The organism is Catenulispora pinisilvae, from assembly GCF_015356865.1.
Lineage (GTDB): Bacteria > Actinomycetota > Actinomycetes > Streptomycetales > Catenulisporaceae > Catenulispora > Catenulispora pinisilvae.
This window is the reverse complement of sequence record NZ_JAAFZA010000072.1, coordinates 24,719-43,136: the sequence shown is the minus strand read 5'-3', so window position 1 is coordinate 43,136 and position 18,418 is coordinate 24,719. Positions and strand designations below refer to the sequence as shown.

Annotated in this window: 15 protein-coding genes; 4 read left to right on the top strand and 11 right to left on the bottom strand. The window is 70.3% G+C overall.

Annotation, left to right across the window (positions count from 1 at the left end; all coding sequences use genetic code 11):
• Nucleotides 1-305: 305 nt before the first annotated feature.
• Nucleotides 306-2,180 carry an anthranilate synthase family protein gene (locus tag IZR01_RS20910; RefSeq protein WP_194924810.1) on the bottom strand — a complete coding sequence of 625 codons (1,875 nt, stop codon included), beginning with the start codon at nt 2,178-2,180 and terminating at the stop codon, nt 306-308.
• Nucleotides 2,181-2,456: 276 nt separating this feature from the next.
• Here IZR01_RS20910 and IZR01_RS20905 point away from each other — a divergent pair, with 276 nt between their 5' ends.
• Entirely contained in the window at nt 2,457-3,440 is a 984-nt protein-coding gene (locus IZR01_RS20905; protein ID WP_194899920.1) for a DUF5926 family protein, read from the top strand.
• A gap of 153 nt (nt 3,441-3,593) precedes the next feature.
• Here IZR01_RS20905 and IZR01_RS20900 read toward each other — a convergent pair whose 3' ends face one another.
• Nucleotides 3,594-4,787, bottom strand: a complete 1,194-nt coding sequence (locus tag IZR01_RS20900; protein ID WP_194924809.1) for a hypothetical protein — start codon at nt 4,785-4,787, stop codon at nt 3,594-3,596.
• A 181-nt stretch (nt 4,788-4,968) separates the two neighbouring features.
• Entirely contained in the window at nt 4,969-5,595 is a 627-nt protein-coding gene (locus IZR01_RS20895; RefSeq protein WP_194893967.1) for a TetR/AcrR family transcriptional regulator, read from the bottom strand.
• Between the two features lie 30 nt (nt 5,596-5,625).
• Here IZR01_RS20895 and IZR01_RS20890 point away from each other — a divergent pair, with 30 nt between their 5' ends.
• Nucleotides 5,626-6,327 (top strand): glycosyltransferase family 2 protein, encoded by a 702-nt coding sequence (locus IZR01_RS20890; RefSeq protein WP_194924808.1) that lies wholly within the window; start codon nt 5,626-5,628, stop codon nt 6,325-6,327.
• Here IZR01_RS20890 and IZR01_RS20885 read toward each other — a convergent pair.
• The gene (locus tag IZR01_RS20885) at nt 6,293-6,613 is read right to left on the bottom strand and encodes a rhodanese-like domain-containing protein (RefSeq protein ID WP_194893971.1); all 321 of its coding nucleotides are present in this window, start codon (nt 6,611-6,613) and stop codon (nt 6,293-6,295) included. The two genes, IZR01_RS20890 and IZR01_RS20885, sit on opposite strands and share 35 nt — an antisense overlap.
• 83 nt (nt 6,614-6,696) lie before the next feature.
• Between IZR01_RS20885 and serS the strand changes: the two genes are divergently transcribed.
• The gene (gene serS, locus IZR01_RS20880; RefSeq protein ID WP_194924807.1) at nt 6,697-7,974 is read left to right on the top strand and encodes a serine--tRNA ligase; all 1,278 of its coding nucleotides are present in this window, start codon (nt 6,697-6,699) and stop codon (nt 7,972-7,974) included.
• Nucleotides 7,975-8,156: 182 nt separating this feature from the next.
• On the opposite strand, the gene IZR01_RS20875 is transcribed toward serS, so the two are convergent.
• The 4 genes from IZR01_RS20875 to IZR01_RS20860 all read right to left on the bottom strand — a co-directional run bounded on the left by IZR01_RS20875 (nt 8,157) and on the right by IZR01_RS20860 (nt 12,681).
• A complete protein-coding gene (locus tag IZR01_RS20875; protein WP_194924806.1) occupies nt 8,157-9,311 on the bottom strand; it encodes a hypothetical protein in 1,155 nt (384 codons plus the stop codon).
• On the bottom strand, nt 9,301-9,861 hold the full coding sequence (locus IZR01_RS20870) for a SigE family RNA polymerase sigma factor (protein ID WP_194924805.1): 561 nt from the start codon (nt 9,859-9,861) through the stop codon (nt 9,301-9,303). Before IZR01_RS20870 ends, IZR01_RS20875 begins: the two co-directional genes overlap by 11 nt.
• A gap of 94 nt (nt 9,862-9,955) precedes the next feature.
• Nucleotides 9,956-11,311: an MFS transporter gene (locus IZR01_RS20865; protein WP_194924804.1), complete on the bottom strand. Its 1,356-nt coding sequence runs from the start codon at nt 11,309-11,311 to the stop codon at nt 9,956-9,958.
• 47 nt (nt 11,312-11,358) lie between these two features.
• Complete coding sequence (locus tag IZR01_RS20860; protein ID WP_194924803.1) at nt 11,359-12,681, bottom strand: MFS transporter; 1,323 nt, start codon at nt 12,679-12,681, stop codon at nt 11,359-11,361.
• Between the two features lie 201 nt (nt 12,682-12,882).
• Between IZR01_RS20860 and IZR01_RS20855 the strand changes: the two genes are divergently transcribed.
• Nucleotides 12,883-14,277: a cell wall-binding repeat-containing protein gene (locus IZR01_RS20855; protein ID WP_194893960.1), complete on the top strand. Its 1,395-nt coding sequence runs from the start codon at nt 12,883-12,885 to the stop codon at nt 14,275-14,277.
• Between the two features lie 41 nt (nt 14,278-14,318).
• On the opposite strand, the gene hutI is transcribed toward IZR01_RS20855, so the two are convergent.
• From hutI to IZR01_RS20840, 3 genes are all read right to left on the bottom strand, one after another.
• Entirely contained in the window at nt 14,319-15,479 is a 1,161-nt protein-coding gene (gene hutI / locus IZR01_RS20850) for an imidazolonepropionase (RefSeq protein WP_194924802.1), read from the bottom strand.
• Nucleotides 15,480-15,803: 324 nt separating this feature from the next.
• On the bottom strand, nt 15,804-17,180 hold the full coding sequence (locus IZR01_RS20845) for a formimidoylglutamate deiminase (protein ID WP_438939627.1): 1,377 nt from the start codon (nt 17,178-17,180) through the stop codon (nt 15,804-15,806).
• Complete coding sequence (locus tag IZR01_RS20840) at nt 17,171-18,364, bottom strand: allantoate amidohydrolase (RefSeq protein ID WP_194893970.1); 1,194 nt, start codon at nt 18,362-18,364, stop codon at nt 17,171-17,173. Before IZR01_RS20840 ends, IZR01_RS20845 begins: the two co-directional genes overlap by 10 nt.
• Between the last annotated feature and the right edge of the window lie 54 nt (nt 18,365-18,418).

Genomic DNA, 18,418 nt, shown 5'->3' with positions numbered 1-18,418 from the left:
GGGTGAGGGGCGTGCGGCGAGCGGACGGGGCGGCGCCTTGAGGCTTTGAGGCGAAGCGCGAAGGCGCGGCTGTCGGCGCGGGCGGAGGAGGTTCGCGTCGGCGGTCGGGCTGAGGATGATCCGCTGTGGCTGTGGCTGTGGCTGTGGCTGTGGCTGTGGCTGTGGCTGTGGCTGGGCTGCGGCTGCGGCTGGGCGCCGGCGGAGACTGTGGCGCGATCGATTAGCCGGTGTCAGCCACCTGATGCTTCGGCATGCGGCGGCGCGCCTGGTAACCCGTGACCCCGGATCGCGCCGCCGCAGCCGCTTCAACGACTCAGCAGCCGCCGGATCTCGCGTCCGAGGATGCCACGCCCGTCCATCGTCAGCACCGACTCGGGGTGGAACTGGAGCCCGGTGAAGGAGGGTCCCCGCAGCGCTGCTGTCAGGCTGCTGTCGGGGATCGCCACCGTTTCCAGGACCAGGAACTCCGGAAGGCGCGCCGCGTAGGAGTTGTAGAAGGCGACTCGCTCCCGGCTGCCGAACAGGTCCAGCTCCGCCTGCATCCCCTGCATCGGCGTGGGCAGCCGGACCAGCTCCAGGCCGAGTTCGGCGGCCAGCGCCTGGTGGCCGAGGCAGAGGCCGAGGGTGGGCGTGCGGTGGTCGATCAGGAGCTTGGCTAGTTTGCGGACCCCGTTGATGCGTGGCGAGGTCAGGTCGCGGGGGTCACCGGGGCCGGGGCCGAGCAGGACCAGGTCGTAGGCGCTGTGGTCGGGGACCTCGTCGTGCGCGACGCGCGTCGTCTCCAAGCCGAGGGAGCGCAGCTCGACTGCCAGCATCGACGTGAACGCGTCCTCGTTGTCGACGATCAGCACCCTGCGTCCGGCCAGCACCGGGTCGACCAGGTTCTCGGGCTCGTGCTCGTTCAGCCAGAAGGGGGACAGGGTTTCGTTACGGGCCGCCAGCAGTGCGGCGATCTCGGGGTCCTCGGACCACGGTGCCGTGCGGGCCTCCGCCGCGGTGCCCTGGCTGGTGCGTGCCGGGGATGTCGGCCCGAACGCCACCCCGAAGGCCCGCAGCACCCCCGCCGCCTTCGCGTACGTCTCCCGCACCTCCTCGTACGGATCCGACCCCCGCACCAGCGTCGCGCCGACCGGTACCCGCACCGTCCCGTCGTTCGCCACATACGCGACCCGCAGCAGCAGGGGCGCGTCCATCTCCGGCGCCCCGGTCTCGTCGCGGGAGATCAGCGCCGCGACCCCCGCGTAGTACCCGCGGCCGCCTCGTTCGTGCCGCTTGATCACCCGGAACGCGTTGCGGATCGGGGAGCCGGTGGCGGTGGGGGCGAACATGGTGGTGCGCAGGATCAGGCGCGGGTCCATCGTGGTGCGCGCCTCGATGTAGTACTCGGTGTGCGCGAGGTTCGTCATCTCCTTCAGGAACGGTCCGCGGACCCGGCCGCCGAGGTCCCCGACTTCGGCGAGCATCTTCAGTTCCTCGTCCACGACCATCGCCAGTTCGTCGCGCTCCTTGGCGTCGCCCAGGAACGCCACCACACGCTCTCGTGAAGCCGTAGCCGGGGGTTCGCGCAGGGTTCCGCTAATGGGGTTCATCACTGCGACCCCTCTGGAGAGCGATACATGGCGTTCCGGAGTCGCCCCGACCATCAGCCCCTCGCCGGTGTCGATGAGGAACGTCCAATAAGCATTCCGCTCCCGCTCCAGCAGTGCGTGGAACGCTCCATACGCCGTCTCCCGTGCGGAGTCGCAGTGTCCGACGAACGTCCGGCGCAATACGAAGTTCGACCCCTCGCCCGCGCCGATCTCCTCATCGAGTACGCGTTTTACGGACGCCCCGTATGCCTCGTCATCCACATCGAACGCGCCGTCCCGCAGGACCGGCGGTGTGGCGGGCGGCAACTCCGTGATCAAGCATCGGGAACGTTCCCTGATACGCAGGGCGAGCAGTGGCGTGTGGTCGTCGTGACATTCGTCCCCGCGTTCCATGAGCTGCCTATAGGGGACGAGCGCGAGGAGCGCGTCAGAGTCCTCTGTAGGGAGATCCGCCAGTGCGGGGAACTGCTCGAAGGCGCCCCCGGTGAGCAGTTCGACGTCCGGCTCGGCGCCGCGCCGGATCAGCACGAACGGTCCGTCCGGGAGACGGAAGCCCGGTAGCAAGTCCTGCGGCAAGCCCTGGTGTGCCATTGCGGTGCCTCTCTAAGGAGGCCGCTCCGTGAGGCCCACCGGGGTTCTCCAGAGAGTTCTCAGAGAAACCGAAACCGGCCGCCTCGTGAGGCGGCCGGTCGGGAGCGTGGGTGCGCTGTTACCGGGGTCCGCCTGGGGCGGACCACCACCACTGTTGGGGGAACGAGCGCATGACCGCACAGTAGCAGGGTGTCACCCGCCGTGTGCGCCCGTCTCACCCTCCGGGCCTACTAGGCTGACCGAAGCAAACATCCCACGCAGGAAGGCCGGCCAGCCATGGGCAAGAAGTCGAGTAGGGCCGTGAAGGCCGGGCAGACGCCGGTCCTGGACGGCGAGATCCCGGTCGTCGGGGCGCGCGAGGCGTGCCCGTGCGGGTCGGGCCGCCGGTACAAGGCCTGCCACGGCCGCGAGGCCGCGCACGCGGCGCACCAGCAGGCCGCCGAGGTGACCGCGAACAAGCGGCCGTTCGAGGGGCTGCCGGGCGAGACGGACATCGTCGCGATGCGCGAGCTGGTGCCGGCCGCCACCGCGCCGCTGAAGCTGGCGGGCGAGCACGCCGGCCGCACCGTCACCCTGGCCACGGTCCTGCCGATGGCCGCCCCGGCGGTACACCGGGACACCGGCGAGATCATGCTGGCGCTCCAGACCCTGGCCAGCTCCGGCGACCCGGACCGGGACCTGGCCGACGCGCTGCTGCGCGCCCTGGACAGCGAGCCGGGCACGGTCGTGGACTCCGCGGCCCCGGCGGCCGAGGGCCCGCGGCTGCGGGACCTGCTGGACACCAGCGCGGACAGCCTGGACATCACCGTCCACGACGACTTCTCGTTCTGGATCATCGACGGCGCGGAGGTGTCGGCCGAGGCGCAGCTCTCGCTGGAGCACGCCAACGCCGCCGCGTACCCGACCACGAAGCTGGCCTCGGTCCCCTCCGCGTACTGGACGCGTATCCGCGAGAAGGGCCACCTGCGCTGGGTGATGCCCCACGAGGAGGAGAAGCTGATGGACGCGCTGGCGCGGCTGCACGCGGCCAAGCAGTCCGGCCTCGGCGAGGGCACCCGGTACGTCGGCGCCTTCCGCGCCTGCGGCCTGGTCGTCCCGGTCTGGGACCTCCCCAAGGAGATGGAGGCCTCGGAGATCGAGAAGCCGGCGGCCGAGTTCGCCGAGCGGCTGGCCAAGGCGCTCGCCGACGACAGCCCGCTGACGAACGAGGAGCGCCGGGCGCGCGCCGGTCTGGTGAGCCGACAGGTGACGCTGCGCTAAAGGTGGCACTGCCTCTATAGAGCGCTCGATAGGGCTCTATAGAGGGCTCGTTATAGAGCAGTGTTCGTTGTACAGCGACGAAGCGCGGGAGTCCTTAGGGGCTCCCGCGCTTCTGCATTACTAGGTATTTCGCTACTAGGTTCTTGCCAGGTACTACTGATGCCGCCCCCGACCCCGCCGCGTAGCGAAATACAACCCCGTCCCGCCACCGAGTCCGAGCACTGACAGCAGCGCCCACCAGATCGAACCGTCCCCGTTGTCCGGCGCCACCGCCTTGCCGACGTTCGCGGCGGGCAGCGCTGGGCCGTCCGCCGGGGCACCGGCTCCCGGTTCGGACTTACTCCGGCTCCGCTTATGGGCGGAGTGCCGCCCCTGATGAGCAGCGGGAACATTCCCGGCGGAATCGGGACCGCCGTCTTCGCCCTCCACCACTGCCGGCCCTTCCGGATCCACAGCCGGATCCACACCCGGCCCCGGAGCCACCGGAGGATTCCCGGCAACCGCAATAGGACTGCCCGGCGTGGGCTGCGTCCCGGTGGGGCTCGGAGTAGGACTCGGCGACGCCGTCCCCGAGCTCTGACACGCGACCTGCACATCGCCCAACCGCAGCTTCTGCACCAGTCCGCTATAGAGCTGCTTCCCGGCCTTGTCGTAGAAGACCCCGCTAATACTCAAGTCCAAATGCGCATGCGCGGACGTCGCCGACGTCTGCTGCTCCTGCGCGGCCGTCGTCGAGTACGTGACCGCCAGACTCCCGTGATCCACCCCCGTGACCCCGAGCTGAGCCCCGGTCACCGGAAGCGTGGTCTTCCCCGTGGTCAGGCTCGTCCCCAGCACCGTCACAGAGTCGGGAGCGGTGTGCACATAAGTAGTGGCGCCCGGAGAAGACGGAACGCACTCGGCATGCGAGTCCACCGAGGAGATCGAGTAGAGCTTCTTCCCATGCAGCGAGTACTCCACCGCCGGCTGCGCGTCCGCCCAGTTCTTCGCCGGATCCGAGTGCGTCTTGGACTGCGCCGGCTGGTCCAGCGTGACCCGGTCGAGCACCCCGGTGGGGTCCTGTGAGCCGTCGGCGGAGCTGTCGCCGCCGTTCTGGGCCATGGTGCTGGTCGCGTAGGAACCCTCGAAGGCGTTGACCGACAGGGCCGGGACCCCGGCCACGGTCAGGGTGATCAAAGTGCTCGCGGCCGCGTGGGTGGTGGCGGCGTTGGCGGCGGCGGTGGCGTTGGGGGTGGCCGCGGCCGCCGCGGCGGCCGGCAGACCCGTGCCGACCAGTGCCGTCCCGCCCGCGGCGGCGGCCGAGACCAGGGCCACGGCGCGCGGCGGGGCCGTGCGTGTAAGTGCCATGCCGGACATGAAATCGCACGATCGACGGTGGATCCGGCATTTCGCCCACCGCCGATTCGCGTCTCGAACATTCTTGTTTTGCGTCGAACGATCGGCCTGGGTACTGTGCTTCCAGCCCGGTCGCTGGTGCATCCCCCGTCGCCAGCGGCCGGGCGTCTAACCACCGGCGCGGCAGCGACTATTACCCGCCGTGCTCGGGATCGGACGCCCCGGGACGGTCTCCCCCGGGCCGCAGATAAGCGTCCAGCATCTCGGTCAGCTCCTCCAGCAGCCGGTCCATCGGCACCTGCCCGGCCGCCCGCGCCGACACCACGAACGACTGCGCCGTCAGCAGCACCGTCCGCGCCTGCAACGCCACCGAACCCGCCCGGATCGACCCGTCCTCGTGCCCCTGTTCCAGCCGTACCGACAGCAGGTCCAGCGCGTAGTGCTGGAGCGGGCCGAACTCGCGGGTCAGATACGGCAGCAGGAACTCCGCGTCGGACTCCAGGATCTTGTGCATCAGCAGATCGCCGTGGAACGCCAGCACCACCTCGACCGTCCCGGTGACCAGCAGCTGGCGCGCGCTCCGGCCGCCGCCGGCCTCCTCCTGCAGGCCCGCGTTGCGCCGCACCACCCGGATCAGCTGCCGCCCGAGCACTTCGGTCAGCAGCGTGTCGATGTCGGGATAGCGCCGGTACAAGGTCATCCGGGACACGCCCGCCCGGCGCGCCACCTCGGCCAGCGTGGTGTTGCGCAGTCCCAGGTCCAGCAGTGCGCTCTGGGCGGCGTCGAGGATCTTGTCGTCGCTGTGTCGGCTGCGGTCCATCGCCCGTCACGCTACCTCTAGGCTCGGGGCATGGAGGCGGAACCTGTCACGGAGGTCACATCGAGTGACGTCTTCGTCATCATCCCGGCATGGAACGAGCAGGAGCGGATCGCCGCGACTGTGCGCGCCGCCGCCGAGCTGGGCACCGTCCTGGTCATGGACGACGGCTCCCGGGACGCCACGGCTCGCCGGGCCCGCCGGGCCGGGGCCCGGGTCCTCACCACGCGCCACAACCTCGGCAAGGGCGCGGCGATGGCCGCCGGCGTCAAGGCGCTTCCCGAGCAGGCCCGCTACGTCCTGTTCCTGGACGCCGACCTCGAAGCCAGCGCGGCCAACGCCGGTCCGCTGGTCCAGGCCGTCCGCTCCGGCGGCTGCGACATGGCGGTCGCGCTGCCGCCGCCGCAGCCCGGGGGCGGCCACGGCCTGGTCGTGGGTCTGGCCCGGGAGGGAATCAGGAGGCTGACCGGCTTCGAGGCCGAGGTTCCGCTGTCCGGGCAGCGCTGCCTGACCCGGCGGGCCGCCGAGGCCGTGCCCTACGCGCCGCGCTTCGGCGTCGAAGTCGGCCTCACCGTGGACCTGCTGCGGGCCGGCTACACAGTGGCCGAGGTGCCGGCGGAGCTGCGGCACCGGGTCACCGGCGAGGACTGGCGGTCCCAGGTCCACCGGGCCCGCCAGTACCGCGATGTGCTGCTGGCCCTCAGATCACGGTCCCTGCCGCTCCGGAGTCCGTGACCACCGACTTGCCGGCCGCGGCCCAGGCCTGCATGCCGCCGGTGACGTTGACCGCCTCGACGCCGTTCTGGATCAGGTACTGCGCCACCTGGGCCGAACGGCTCCCGGCGCGGCAGATCACGTAGACCGGGCCCTCGGGCGCGCCCAGTTCCTCCTTGCGCGCCACGAACTCCGACATCGGGATGTGCTTCGCGGTCGGCGCGTGCCCCGCCGCCCACTCGTCGTCCTCTCGGACGTCGAGCAGCAGGCCGCCCTCGGGCAGCGCGTTCACGTCAGTCGTGGCCAGCATCGGTAGTACTCCTTCGGTCCGGCTTGGGACATCCATCAAAGCATTACGGCCGAGCCTGCCGGACCGGCTAGCCTTGGTCCATGATTGACCTGCGTCTCCTCCGCACAGACCCGGAGCGTGTCCGCGCCTCGCAGCGCGCCCGAGGTGAAGATCCGACCCTCGTCGACGCGCTGCTCTCTGCGGATGAGGCGCGCCGCGCGGCCGTCTCCCGCTTCGACACCCTGCGCAACGAGCAGAAACTGCTCGGCAAGCAGATCCCCAAGGCCGCCGGCGAGGAGAAGTCCGAGCTCCTGGAGCAGGGCAAGAAGCTGGCCGAGGAGGTGAAGGCGGCCGAGGCCGAGCAGCACGAGGCCGACACCGTGCTCAAGCAGCTCCAGCTGGCCATCTCCAACGTCGTCATCGACGGCGTCCCGGAGGGCGGCGAGGACGACTTCGTCCTGCGCGAGACCATCGGCACCCCGCGCGACTTCGCCGCCGAGGGCTTCGAACCGCGCGACCACGTCGAGCTGGGCCGGCTGCTCGGCGCCATCGACCTGGAGCGCGGCGCGAAGGTCGGCGGCGCGCGGCAGTACTACCTGACCGGCGCCGGCGCACTGCTGGAGATCGCGCTGCTCAACCTGGCGATGGCCCAGGCCACCAACTACGGCTTCATCCCGATGATCACCCCGTCGCTGGTGAAGCCGGAGGCCATGGAGGGCACCGGCTTCCTGGGCCAGGCCGCCGAGAACGTCTACCGGCTCCCCGAGGACGACATGTACCTGGTCGGCACCTCCGAGGTGCCGCTGGCGGCGTACCACATGGACGAGATCCTGGACGCCGCCAAGCTGCCGCTGCGCTACGCCGGCTACTCGTCCTGCTACCGCCGCGAGGCCGGCAGCTACGGCAAGGACACCCGCGGCATCATCCGGGTGCACCAGTTCGAGAAGGTCGAGATGTTCTCCTACGTCCTGCCGGAGGACGCCGAGGCCGAACACCTGCGGCTGCTGGAGTGGGAGAAGGAGTTCCTCACGGCGCTTGAGCTTCCGTTCCACGTGATCGACGTGGCGGCCGGCGACCTGGGCAGCTCGGCGGCGCGCAAGTTCGACTGCGAGGCCTGGATCCCGACCCAGGGCAAGTACCGCGAGGTCACCTCGACCTCGAACTGCACCGAGTTCCAGGCCCGGCGCCTACAGATCCGGGCGCGCGGCGCGGACGGCGTGAAGCCGCTGGCCACGTTGAACGGCACGCTGTGCGCGATGCCGCGGGTGATCGTCGCGATCCTGGAGAACCACCAGAACGCCGACGGTTCGGTGACGCTGCCGGCGGCGCTGCGGCCGTACTTCGGCGGCCGGGAGAAGCTGGAGCCGGTCACGGCCTGAGGGATCCGGCGCGCGGGACCGATCGCGGGACCGATGAAAGGCCGGGGGATCTCGGAAGGCCCCTGCTGACAGAATGCGATGGCGGCGGCCAGCTGACTTGGACTCAGCTGGTCGCCGCCTTTTCGTGCGGGCGGTGCGGGTCGTGCGGGTGTGCGCGAAAACGCGCGGATCGTGCTGACCGCTCAGTGACTGTGGACCGGGTCCGCTGTCTCGCTGCCCTGGGTCTGCGGCAGATTGTCGATGTAGGTGCGGTAGCTGTCGGCGTACGTCTGGAACGCGGACGAGTCGAGGAACTGGGCCAACTGCTGCTCGGTCACGACGTGTGCGGCGGGCGGGTTCTTCCCCACGGCGGTCTGCCCGCTCCAGCGGTTGATCCACTTGGTGTTCTGGTCGATGAAGGTGCTGAGGGTCCCGTCATACATCCCCGCGCGGTACCAGGCATCGATGTCGAGGCCGTCGGTGACCCGGATGCTCGTCGCCTGCGGGCCGGTCACGACGGCCGTCAACGTCCAGGCGTCGGTGCCGTCGATGGGTTCGGGCTCTCGCCACAACGCGCCGTGCCAGCCACCGGCCGTGCCGACGGGTGTGCAATGGACCATGCCCGCCAGGCTCGGCGGCGCCGTCGTGCAGTCGCTCGACGCGGCCGACCCCACGAACGAGAGGGGGTCGTCGGCGACCTGCTTGACGTTGCCCGGGCCGCTGATCCCGAGCAGGTCCCGACCGTCGGCCGTGACCAGCTCATAGCCGTTGGGGGTATAGACGTTCGCCGGATCCTCCGGGTGGACGGCCAGGTACTTCAGCTCGGAGCCGAAGTACTTCGTCTGGTCGGCGTTCCCCGGCAGCGGGTCGGTTCTCATCTCCTCGTTGACCTTCTTCACCTGCGCCTGGTCCAGGCGCGGGTCGAGCGTGAGGTCGGGGAGGTACCTCGGCACCAGCTGTGCATCGGGGATCGTCGCGTGCAGCGCGGTCCGCAGCGCCTCGCAGTTGGCCTGGTCGACCGCCGGATTCGAGGACAGTTCGTTGACCACCTCGACGTCCGGGTTGGGCGTGGAGACCCAGTGCTGGTGCGTGCAGTAGTCCGGGCCCGAAGCCGCGCTCGACGCGGCCGGCTCGGGCGTGCGGACCGACGCGCCACCGCGGGGCAGCGCGCTGACCGCGACCCCGGCCGTGGCCAGCACGGCCAGCGCCACGCCGGCGGTCTGGTAGCGCCGGACCTTCACCGTGCGCTCGTAGCCGGTCAGCACGCCGGGGACGACGTCCCCGGTCAGGTCGGCGTCGGCCAGCGCGTCGTCGAAGAGGCGGTGCATCCCTTCGGTGTCCGGGTGTTCAGTTTCCATGTGAGTTCTCCCAGAGCTCGGAATCGGTGGTGGCGAACCCGTCGCCGAGCAGCGTGCGCAGCCTGGCCAGGGCGCGCGACGACTGACTCTTGACGGTGCCGGTCGAGCACCCGAGCGCGGCGGCCGTCGCCTCCACGCTCAGGTCCTCCCAGTACCGCAGCACGACCACGGCCCGCGCCTTCGGCGGCAGCCGGTCCAGCGCCGCCAGCAGCGTCAGGCGCAGGCCCACGGAGTGGTCCGGAGCCGAGGCGGCTTCGAACGTCTCGGCCTCCCACGCCTTGTCCCACAACGCTTTGCGCTCCCGGCCCGCCTTGCGCAGGGCGGTGCGGTAGGCGTTGATGAGGACGCGGTGCGAGTAGGCGTCGACGTCGTCGACCCGCCGTACCCGGCGCCAGGCCCGGCACAGGTCCAGCAGTGCCGTCTGGGTCAGGTCCTGGGCGGCCTGGCGGTTCCCGCACAGCAGGTACGCCGTGCGCATCAGGTGCCGTTGCCGGGCCTGGGCGAACTCGGTGAAGTCCGCCAGCTCTTCTTGGGTGAGCCTGCCTAACACCGGATCCCCGCCCTCTGTGGTGTGCTGTCGTTCATGACAGCCGCTTCAGAGTGCGCCAGGGGCCGGGAGGTTGCATCGGATTGCGCGGCGGTTCTCAGGTGCGTGCGGTTTCCGGTTCGTCTTCCGGTGCGCGGTCCGGCTCGGTGTCTGGTTCGCGGTCTGGTTCGGCGGCGGCGATCCCCTTACGCGGCAGCAGGATGAAGGCGTAGGCCGCGGCGGCGAGGAACAGTAGGCCGGTGATCGTGAAGATGGTGTCGATCGGTCCCATGTGCAGTCCGCCGGCGTTCGCGTGGAAGTGCAGCATGACCGTGCTGAACAGCCAGCCGATCAGCATCGTCGAGCCGAGTTGGGTGATGCTGATGACCGGCATGAACACGGAGATCACCCGGCCCAGCATCTTGCGCGGCGTCACCTGGATGACCAGCGGCTCCAGCGTGGCGTTGACCACGGCGATCGGCAGCGCGTACACGAAGATGAGCGGGATCGCCGCCCAGATCGAGGTCTGCCGGGCGTAGCCCATGATGAGCAGGCCCGCCACCACGACCGGCAGCCAGATCGCGTTGACCAACCCGATCCGCCGGACCACGCGGACCGAGAACAGGGCGCCGATGATGGCCCCGGCGCCGAAGGCCATGCCGAGCAGACCGTAGAGCTTGGGCGCGGCGTGCAGGTTCCGGGTCACGAAGAAGACGTCGAGGGTGTTCATGGCCTGGGCGCCGAAGTTGGCGATGCACGAGGCGACGATCAGGACCACCAGCACCCGGGTCTTGGCGAAGAACGTGATCCCGATCTTGAAGTCGGCCCAGAATCCCGACTGGCTCCGCTCGGCGGCACTCGTGGAGTTGTCCGGGATCGGCACCGACCGGATCGCGAGGAAGGACACCACATAAGACAGGGCATTGATGATGACCGCCCACTGCACGCCGGCGGCGAACAACAGCGGCGCGGCCAACGGCGGACCGATCATCCCGGCCAGCGCCTCGGTGGACTGGGTGATGCCGGCCGCCTTCGCGATCTGATCGGGCCCGTCGACCACATCGGGGACGACGGCCATACGCGAGGGTCCGAAGAACGTCCCCGCCGCGTTGACCCCGAAGACGACGACGTAGATCAGCGTGAGCCACGCCCCGACCGGCAGCTTGTCGGCCGGGATGAAGGCGACCGCGGCGAGCCCGCCGACCAGCACCGCCCGGACGGCGTCCATCCACAGCATCGTGCGCTTGCGGTTCCACCGGTCGGCGAAGACCCCGGCCGCCGGGGCGATGGCGAACGCCGCCACCAGACCCGAGAGCAGGACCCCGGACACCGCCATCGGGGCCCAGCTCTTGCCGTTGCCGAGCTTGGTGGCGATCCACAGGATCAGCGTCGTGTTGAAGACGTAGTCGCCGACCTTCGATACGGCCTGGCCGTACCAGAGCCGGGTGAAGTCCCGGTTGATGATGGTCTTCATCGTCCCCCCGTGGCTGTGGCGTTGCTGCCTAAAGGTAGTAAGGGTTCTCAGGTCTCTGCGAGCTCGGGCTCTCTCGCGGTTTCCACCGGGGCGGTGATGCCGTCACGCGGCAGCATGAGGTAGGCGTAGACCGCGGCGGCGAGGAATAGCAGGCCGGTGATCGTGAACATGGTGTCGATCGGTCCCATGTGCAGTCCGCCGACGTTCGCCCGGAAGCGCACCATGACCGTGCTGAACAGCCAGCCGATCAGCACTGTCGAGCCGAGCTGCGTCATGCTGATCACCGGCGTGATCACCGAGGCGACGCGGCCCAGCATCGCCCGCGGCGTCACCTGGATCACCAGCGGCTCGATGGCCGCGTTGACCATCGCCACCGGCAGCAGGCCCAGGAAGATCACGGGGATCGCGGCCCAGATGGACGTCTGCCGGGCGTAGAGCAGGACCAGCAGCCCGGAGGTCCCGACGGTCGTCCAGACCGCCTTCACCGTCCCGATCCGGGCGACCACCCGGGTGGACAGCCGGCCGCCGACGATGGCCCCGGCGCCGGCCGCCATGCCGAGCAGACCGTAGAGCTTGGGCGCGGCGTGCAGGTTCTGGGTGGTGAAGAAGACGTCCAGCGTGTTCATCGCCTGGCCGCCGAAGTTGGCGATGCAGGCCGAGACGATGACCACCACCAGCACCCGGGTCCGGCCGAAGAACGCGAGACCCGCGGCGAAATCCGCCCAGAAGCCCGACCCGGATCGCTCGGCGGCGGTCGGGGCGTTGTCCGGAATCGGGACCGTACGGATCATCATGAACGATATCGCGTAAGACAGGGCATTGATAACGATTGCCCACTGTACACCGGCGGCGAACAACAGCGGCGCGGCCAGCGGGGGGCCGATCATCCCGGCCAGCGCGTCGGTGGACTGGGTGATGCCGGAGACCTTGGCGATCTGCGCCGGGCCGTCCACCACGTCGGGGACGACGGCCATGCGGGATGGGCCGAAGAACGTCCCTGCGGCGTTGACGGCGAAGACGACGACGTAGATGAGCGCGAGCCATACTCCGACCGGGAGCTTGTCGGCCGGTATGAAGGCGATCGCGGCGAGCCCGCCGACCAGGACGGTGCGGATCGCGTCCATCCGCAGCATCGTGCGCTTGCGGTTCCAGCGGTCCGCGAAGACCCCGGCCGCCGGGGCGATGGCGAACGTCGCGATCAAGCCCGAGATCAACACACCGGACACCGCGCCCGCGGCCCAGCTCTTGTGGTAGCCCAGTTTCGTGGCGATCCATAGCACCAGCGTCGTATTGAAGACGTAGTCGCCGACCTTCGATACCGCTTGTCCGTACCATAACCGGGTGAAATCCCGGTTGATGATGGTCCTCATCCGCCCTCCCCCGCTAACCTGGCCCCACGCGCTGTTCACCCTCGCCACAAAATACCCGCTCGGCAATAGCGACGGCATATTTACCCACAGCGTTTTAGCGACTGTCTATACGCCGTCTGACCTTTGATGGCGGACGCGGAATACGCGAAGCTCGGCGACGACACCCTCCGTCCCATCTCGTCTGCTGGGGGCTCTTCGCCAATGAAACGCAGAACATCCAGCCTGCTCACCGCCGTCGCGCTGGTCTCGGGCGCGGCCGCCTCGGCGCTGGCCGTCGCGCCGGCGCACGCCGCGACCGACTCCGGGACCTGTGCCTCGGGGTTGGAGAAGCAGGGCCCGATCGCCTTCAACCCGCCCGGTGCGGTGGCGCCCGCGCCGATCACCATCCGGGTCGCCGGGAACACCGTCGACCCGGGGAACGGCTGCACCGCCACCCTGGACTTCGGTGACGGCCAGCAGGCCTCGCTGTCCACCGACGTCGACGTCGTGCACACCTACCAGAACCCCGGCGACTATCGCGTGACCCTGACGCTCCAGTGGCCGGGCTACTCCCCGGCCGTCGAGAGTGGTCACCTGTTGATCGGCGGCGCCGCGGGGCAGGCGCAGATCAACCGGATCGCCGGCACCGACCGGCTGGACACCGCGGTGCAGATCTCGAAGAAGCAGTGGCTCACGGCGGACCCGAAGAGCAGCTGGGGCCAGGCGCAGACCGCGGTCATCGCCACCTCCGGCACGTTCCCGGACGCGCTGGCCGGTGTGCCGCTGGCCTCCTACAAGCGCGGCCCGCTGCTGCTGACCCCGCCGAACGCCGGGCTGTACGGCCCGGCCAACGACGAGATCAACCGGGTGGTGCCCAAGGGCCGCACCGTCTTCATCCTGGGCGGGTACTCGGCGGTCGCGCCGTCGGTGGACCAGGAGCTGATCAACGAGGGCTACAAGGTCCAGCGCTTCGCCGGGCAGACCCGCTTCGACACCGCGCTACAGGTCGCGAAGTTCGGGCTGGGCGACCCGTCGAACGTGGTGGTGGCCACCGGTACCGACTTCCCCGACGCGCTCTCGGCCGGTCCGCTGGCCGCCGGCCCCCGGGCCACCGAGGTCGCCGGCCAAGCCCCGCAGCCGGCCGCGATCATCTTGACCAACGGCGCCTCGTTCTTCGACCCGACCACCTCGGCCTACGTCAAGAGCAAGCTGGGCACCAAGAACTGCGACGCGGTGAGCGCCGTCGGCGGGGCGGCGGTGCACGCGCTCAGCGCGCTGGCCGCCGGGCAGTGCCACAGCGAGCTGTCCGGTGCCGACCGGTATCAGACCTCCGCCAAGGTGTTCGGCGAGTTCTCGCTGACCTACCTGGTCGGGGTGGCCAGCGGCAGCACCTTCGCCGACGCCCTGACCGGCGCCGCGTACGTGGCCAACGTGCAGCAGCCGCTGCTGCTGACCGACCCGAACACGCTGCCGGACCCGATCGGCGGGTACTTCGACGCGATGGGCAAGCAGCCCGGGGTCGCGTTCGTCGACGTGTTCGGCGGGCCGAAGGCGATCACCGACCACGTGTACGGGCAGATCACGGACGCGGCGCACAGTGGCCAGTACAACCCGTGATCTGTGCTGCGCAGCCTGAATCAACAAACTGAATCAGCGCTTCACCCGGCGGGCGTCCCGTTCTTCCACACCCTGTGGACGAGCGGGACGCCCGGCCGGTAGGCGAGGTGGATGAAGCTCGGGGCGTCCAGCACGGCGAGGTCCGCGCGGGCCCCGACGCCGAGGTGGCCGACGTCGTCCCGGCGCAGGGCCTCGGCCCCGCCGACGGTCGCGGCCCACAGGGCTTCGGCCGGGGACATGCGCATGTCCCGCACCGCGACGGCGATGCAGAACGGCATCGAGTTCGTATAGCAGGACCCTGGGTTGCAGTCGGTGGCGATCGCGACGGTCGCACCGGCGTCCAGGAGTCGGCGGGCGTCGGGGTAGGGCGAGCGCGTCGAGAACTCCACACCGGGCAGGAGCGTCGCAATGGTCTGCGATCCGGCTAGCGCCTCGATGTCGTTGTCGTCCAGGAACGTGCAGTGGTCGGCCGAGGCCGCGCCGAACTCGACGGCGAGTTGCACGCCGGGCCCGTTGCCGAGCTGGTTGGCGTGCAGGCGCAGGTCCAGGCCCTTGGCGCGGGCGGCGGTCAGGATCTCGCGGGTCTGCTCCGCGTCGAAGGCACCGCGTTCGCAGAAGACGTCGGCGAAGTCGGCGTAGGGCGCGCAGGCGTCGAGCATCGGGCCCTTGACGAGGTCGACGTACTCGGCGGGGCGGTCCTTGTACTCGGCGGGCACGACGTGCGCGCCGAGGTAGGTGACGGCCTCGACCTGCTCGCGCGCCAGCCGCAGCGCCCGGGCCTCGTGCTCGACGGTGAGGCCGTAACCGGACTTGCACTCGACGGTCGTGGTGCCCTGCCGCAGCATCTCGTCGGTGAGCCGCTTGAGGTTGGCGCGCAGCGCGTCATCGGACGCGGCCCGGGTGGCGGCCACGGTGGTCCGGATCCCGCCGGCGCTGTAGGGCGCGCCGGTCATGCGCGCGGCGAACTCCTGCGCGCGGTCGCCGGCGAAGACCAGATGCGCATGGCTGTCGACGAAGCCGGGGATCACCGCCCGCCCACCGAGGTCCACCCGCTCATCGGCATCGGGGGCCTGCGCCGCGGGACCGGTCCAGGCGACGCGGCCGTCGGCGATGACGAGGGCGGCGTCGGCGAGCGGGCCGGGGGCGTCGGCTTCGGCGTGGGTGGTGAGCTCGGCGATGCCGGTGAGGAGGGTGGTGGTCACGCTGCTCCATTGTGTTATGGGCGATTCGCCCCAGTTACAAGTGTCGCCGATCGCGCTGACAAGTGCGCCGCCGAGCCCGAAGGCCTGCCGCGCCGATCCAGGAAGCCCTGCCGTGTCGAGCACGAAAGGTCTGCCGTGCCGAGCCCTGCCACGCCGAGCTCGAAAGCCTGTCACGCCGAGCCCTGCCACGCCGAGCCCGAAAGCCTGCCGCGCCGGAGCCCGGAAGACCTGCCAGCCGCCGAGCTCGAATGGCCTGTCAGTGGGCCCGGCAATACTGATAAATGGGGCGAATCTCACATAACATAATGCGCCCCGACACCACCGCTACTTGAAGATCGCCCCGATCGACGCCGCCAGCCGCCCCGGCACGTCCGACACCAGCGCGTGCTGATGATCGCGCACCGTGAAGCGCCCCGCCACCACGACATGCCGGACGTCGGCGGCGGTGGCGGCGAAGATCACCGATTCGGCGGCGTGGGCGGGTTGCACCCCGGCCAGGCGGACGGTGTCCAGGGCGATCGTTGTGAAGTCCGCCAGCGCGCCGGCTTCCAGGCGGCCCGCGGCCGGCCAGCCGAGGGAGGCGTGGCCCGACTCGGTCGCCGCCTGGAGGAGTTCGCTGGCGAGCCAGTGGCCGCGGCGTTCGGTGCGCAGGCGTTCGTCCAGTTCCACGGCGCGCGCCTCTTCGAAGAGGTCGATCATCGCGTGGGAGTCCGAGCCGAGGTTGACCGGGGAGCCGGCCAGGTGCGCCGCGTGGGCCGGGCCGATGCCGTCGGCGAGGTCGCGTTCGGTGGTGGGGCACATGCAGACCGCGGTGGCGGAGGTGCCGAGCAGATCGATGTCCATCTGCGACAGGTGCGTGGCGTGGACCGCCGTGGTGCGGGGCCCGAGTGCGCCGACCGCGTGCAGCAGTTCCGTGGGGGTCTTGTGGTGGCGGGCCAGGCAGGCGTCGTTCTCCGCGCGCTGTTCGGACAGGTGGACGTGCAGCGGCATCTCGTTCTCCGCCGCGAAGGCCACCACCGGCGGCAGCTGGTCCACCGGGACGGCGCGGACGCTGTGCACCGCCGCGCCGACGCGCACCATGTCAGAGCCCGCATACGCCTTGCGCAGCGCCTCGACGCGGTCGGCCCAGCGGGCGGCGTCGCCGTCGGAGAAGCGGCGCTGGACGTCGTTCAGCTCGGTGTCGAAGCCGCCGGCCAGGTAGCACGTGTCCAGCAGCGTGATGCGGATCCCGGCGGCCTGGGCGGCCTGGGTCAGGGCGTGGCCCATGGCATTCGGGTCCTGATACAGGCCGCCCTTGGGCGAGTGGTGCAGGTAGTGGAACTCGCCGACCGCGGTGACCCCGGCCAGGGCCATCTCGGCGAAGACCGCGGTGGCCAGTTCGCGGTACGAGTCCGGGTCCAGGTGCGCGGCCGCGGCGTACATGCGCTCGCGCCAGGTCCAGAACGTGCCGGACTCGACCTGGGTTCGGCCGCGCAGGGCCCGGTGGAAGGCGTGGGAGTGGACGTTCGCCAAGCCCGGGATGGTCAGCCCGGTCAGCTTCTCGGCGTCCTGGGGCCGTGGCTTCACGCCACAGGTGACAGACGAGATCCGCCCCGCCGCCACCTCGATGAGGACCTTGGTCTTGATCTCGCCGCCGACCCAGGCCAGCTCACACCAGAACTGCTTCGGGGTCGGCGGGTTCTCCGGGAAAGTCACTGGCACAGCTCCTGCAACACGTCGGCGAGTGCGGTCACCCCGGCGAGGCAGTCGCGGTCGTCCGCGTGCTCGCCGGGCGCGTGCGACACGCCGGTGGGGTTGCGGACGTACAGCATCGCGGTCGGTACGGCCGCAGCCAGGATCCCGGCGTCGTGCCCGGCTCCGGTCGGCAGCACGGGAACGGCGCCGAAGGTTTGACGAAGACTGCCCGCCAGTAGGTTCCGCAAAACGTGGTCGAATTCCACGATCGGGGTATGCGACTCCCGTTCCGTGCTCAATACGGTGCCGTCGCGGCCGGCCCGTTCGTCGGCCGCCTTGATGATTTCCTCGGTCACCGCCGCCAGGATCTCATCGCCCGGAGCCCGTACATCGAGCCAGGCGCGCACCCGCGACGGGATCGCGTTGGTGCCGTTGGGCTCGACGACCAGCCGGCCGAAGGTCGCCACCGCGCCGCCGAGCTTGGCCTTCTTGCGCGCGGCCAGCACGGTGTTCGCGTAGGTGAGCATCGGGTCGTGCCGGTCCTGCAGCCGCGTGGTGCCGGCGTGGTTGGCCTCGCCGGTGAAGTCGAAGCGCCAGCGGCTGTGCGGCCAGATCGTCGAGGCGACCGCGACCGGCGATTCGGTGAACGCCAGTGCCTTGCCCTGCTCGACGTGCAGCTCGACGTAGGCGGCGATGCCCTTCAGCCGCTCGTCGTCGCGGCCCAGTGTCTCAGGGTCCTGTCCGGCCTGCTCCATCGCGGCGGCCATCGGGACGCCGTCCAGATCGCGTAGCCCGCGCGCCTTGTCGGCGTCCAGCGCGCCGCTCATCAGCCGCGATCCGGCGCAGGCGATGCCGAACCGCGCGCCTTCCTCGTCGGAGAAACAGGCCACTGCGAAGGGCTTGGCCGGGCTGAAACCGCGGGCCCGCAACACGTCGATCGCCGCGAACGAGGACACCACACCGAGCGGACCGTCGAACGCGCCGCCGTCCGGCACCGAGTCCAGGTGCGATCCGGTGACGATGGCGCCGGGGCCCTTGGGCCCCCACCAAGCCCACAGGTTGCCGTTGCGGTCGGTCTCCACCTCCAGGCCGCGCGCGGCGGCCTCGGAGCGGAACCAGTCGCGGCAGGCAAGATCCGCGGTGTTCCAGGCGAATCGGCGGTAGCCGCCGGTGTCGGAGTCGAGGCCGTAGGGCAGAAGCGAGCGCCACATCTCGGCGTAGCGGCTCGCTTCCGCTTCGTCCACAGCCCTGTGGATAAGGCTTTG

Bases quoted from the DNA above. Each gene is read 5' to 3' on its own strand.
- IZR01_RS20910 (WP_194924810.1), bottom strand. From the start codon at position 2,180: ATGGCACACCAGGGCTTGCCGCAGGACTTGCTACCGGGCTTCCGTCTC.
- serS (WP_194924807.1), top strand. From the start codon at position 6,697: ATGATTGACCTGCGTCTCCTCCGCACAGACCCGGAGCGTGTCCGCGCC.
- IZR01_RS20840 (WP_194893970.1), bottom strand. From the start codon at position 18,364: ATGTGGCGCTCGCTTCTGCCCTACGGCCTCGACTCCGACACCGGCGGC.
- IZR01_RS20855 (WP_194893960.1), top strand. From the start codon at position 12,883: ATGAAACGCAGAACATCCAGCCTGCTCACCGCCGTCGCGCTGGTCTCG.
- IZR01_RS20890 (WP_194924808.1), top strand. From the start codon at position 5,626: ATGGAGGCGGAACCTGTCACGGAGGTCACATCGAGTGACGTCTTCGTC.
- IZR01_RS20860 (WP_194924803.1), bottom strand. From the start codon at position 12,681: ATGAGGACCATCATCAACCGGGATTTCACCCGGTTATGGTACGGACAA.
- IZR01_RS20905 (WP_194899920.1), top strand. From the start codon at position 2,457: ATGGGCAAGAAGTCGAGTAGGGCCGTGAAGGCCGGGCAGACGCCGGTC.
- IZR01_RS20895 (WP_194893967.1), bottom strand. From the start codon at position 5,595: ATGGACCGCAGCCGACACAGCGACGACAAGATCCTCGACGCCGCCCAG.
- IZR01_RS20865 (WP_194924804.1), bottom strand. From the start codon at position 11,311: ATGAAGACCATCATCAACCGGGACTTCACCCGGCTCTGGTACGGCCAG.
- IZR01_RS20900 (WP_194924809.1), bottom strand. From the start codon at position 4,787: ATGGCACTTACACGCACGGCCCCGCCGCGCGCCGTGGCCCTGGTCTCG.
- IZR01_RS20875 (WP_194924806.1), bottom strand. From the start codon at position 9,311: ATGGAAACTGAACACCCGGACACCGAAGGGATGCACCGCCTCTTCGAC.